The sequence below is a fragment of the Micromonospora sp. NPDC048170 genome (genome assembly GCF_040652795.1).
Lineage (GTDB): Bacteria > Actinomycetota > Actinomycetes > Mycobacteriales > Micromonosporaceae > Micromonospora.
Genome location: NZ_JBEZMR010000069.1, coordinates 1 through 2,435, shown reverse-complemented (window position 1 = coordinate 2,435; position 2,435 = coordinate 1). Strand labels below are relative to the sequence as shown.

The window sequence follows — 2,435 nt, the reverse complement described above, 5'->3', positions numbered from 1 at the left end:
TTGGGTCGGGTTCGGGATATGGCGTTGGATGCGTTTGCGAATCAGGATGTGCCGTTCGATCGATTGGTGGAGGAGTTGGCACCGACCCGCGACCTGAGCCGCAATCCACTCGTGCAGACCTGGTTCGACTTCTTCTCGCCCGGTGAGGCCCTTCCCCTGGAAGGCCTGCGGGTCGAACCATTCCCAGTCGACTCGGTGACGACGCGGTTTGATGTGGAGTTGCATTGTGTGGGTGGTGTGGATGGGTGGGATTGTCAGCTGATTTATGCGCGGGATTTGTTTGACGAGGAGAGTATGCGTCGGTTTGCGGGTCATTATCGGCGGTTGTTGGAGTCGGTGGTTGTTGATCCGGGTCAGCGGTGTTCGCGGTTGGTGGTGGTGCCGGAGGACGAGTTGGCGCGGGTGTTGGTGGAGTGGAATGCGACTGGTGTGGAGCGGTCTGGTGGGTGGACGGTGGTGCGGCGTTTCGAGGAGCAGGTGGCGAGGGCTGGGCAGGCGTTGGCGGTGGTCGGTGGTGGGCAGCGGTTGAGTTTTGCGGAGTTGGATGCGCGGGCTGGCCGGGTTGCGGGGTTGTTGTCGGCGCGTGGGGTGGGTGTCGAGCAGGTGGTGGGGGTGTGTCTGCCGCGTGGGGTGGATCTGGTGGTGGCGGTGTTGGCGGTGCTTAAGGCTGGTGGTGCGTATCTGCCGTTGGATCCGGGTCAGCCGGCGGAGCGGACGGCGTACATGGTGGCCGATGCGGGGGTCGGGTTGGTGCTGACCGACGCGGCGCAGGCGGGGCGGTTGCCTGCCGGTGTAGAGACGATCGACGTCGGCGCCCTACCGGAAACCGACCCCGATTCCGATGACCGACCGTTGCCGCCGTGCCCGGCTTCGCCCGACAACCTGGCCTACGTCATCTACACCTCGGGTTCCACCGGAAAACCCAAGGGCGTGGCGATGTCGCACCGGCCGCTGGCGAACCTCATCGACTGGCAACTGCGGCGCAGCCAGGTCGTCGGCCCGGTGCTCCAGTTCTCGTCGATCTTCTTCGACATCTCGTTCCAGGAGATGTTCACCGCCTGGCTGGGGGGCAGCCACGTGGTGCTCGTGACCGACGAGCAGCGGCGCGACCCGGAACAACTGGTCGACGTGCTCGCCGTCGAGCAGGTTCGGCGGCTGCACTGCCCGCCGGCGGTGCTGGCACAGATCGCGCTCGCGGCGCGGCGTACCGGCCGTCGGCTGTCCCTCGGGGAGGTCGCACCCGCAGGTGAACAACTCCAGATCACCGCGGAGATCCGCGAGCTGGCGACTGCCGGGGACGGCGTCGTGATCGACAACCAGTACGGCCCCACCGAGGCCCATGTGATCACCGCCGGCCGGCTGACCGGTGACCCGGCCGGTTGGCCGGAGTTCCCAGGCGTCGGCGAGCCGATCGCCAACACCCGGATCTACCTGCTCGATCAGCACCTCCTGCCGGTCCCACCCGGAGCCGTGGGAGAGATCTACGTGGCCGGAGAATGTCTGGCCCGGGGGTACGTGGGCCGTGCCGACCTGACGGCCGAACGGTTCGTGCCCGACCCGTTCGGCACCGTCGCCGGGCAACGCCTCTACCGCACCGGGGACCTCGCCCGCTGGCGCCACGACGGCAACCTCGAGTTCCTCGGCCGCGCCGACCGCCAGATCAAGATCCGTGGGTACCGTGTCGAACCCGGCGAGATCGAAGCCGCCCTGCTTCGGCATCCGGACGTGGCCGAGGCCCTGGTGGTCGCCGACCAGGGCCGGACCGGTGACACCCGGCTGGTCGCGTACGCCGCCCCCGCGGCACAGACCCTGCCACCCGGCTCGGCACTGCGCGCCTTCCTGCGCGCCTCACTGCCGGAGTACATGGTGCCGGCGCACGTCGTCGCGCTACCGACCCTGCCACTCACAGCAACCGGCAAGATCGACCACAAGAGCCTGCCAAGCCCGGCCGAGGCGCCGGCGGACGAGGTCGCGGACCGGGTTGCGCCCCGCACGGCCGACGAGAGGACGATCGCGACCATCTGGGCGGAGACCCTCGGCGTACCGGCCGTCGGCGTCGACGACGACTTCTTCGAGCTCGGCGGCCACTCCCTGCTGGCGACGCAGGTCGTGGCGCGGGTCCGGGGCGCGCTGGGGATCGAGCTGCCGTTGCGGGCGATCTTCGAGAACCGGACCGTGGCCACGCTCGCCACTGCCGTCAGCGGCCGGCCGACCGGCACCGACGAGGTCGGGCTGGAGCCGGTGGTGCGGGGGGATCGGTGGGTGCCGTCGTTCGGGCAGCGGCGGTTGTGGTTCCTGGACCAGTTGCAGCCCGGACTGATCGCCTACAACCTCCCGCTGGCCTACCGGATTCGTGGTCGGTTGGCGGTGGGGGTGTTGGGGCGGGCGTTGGGTGTGGTGGTGCAGCGGCATGAGGTGTTGCGGTGTTGTTTTGA

The 2,435-nt window shown here is 68.7% G+C and carries 1 protein-coding gene; it reads left to right on the top strand.

Features of this window, described 5'->3' with window-relative positions:
* Window positions 1–18: 18 nt before the first annotated feature.
* On the top strand, window positions 19–2,435 hold a 2,417-nt coding region (locus AB0D32_RS32645), incomplete at its 3' end, for an amino acid adenylation domain-containing protein (protein WP_357098804.1).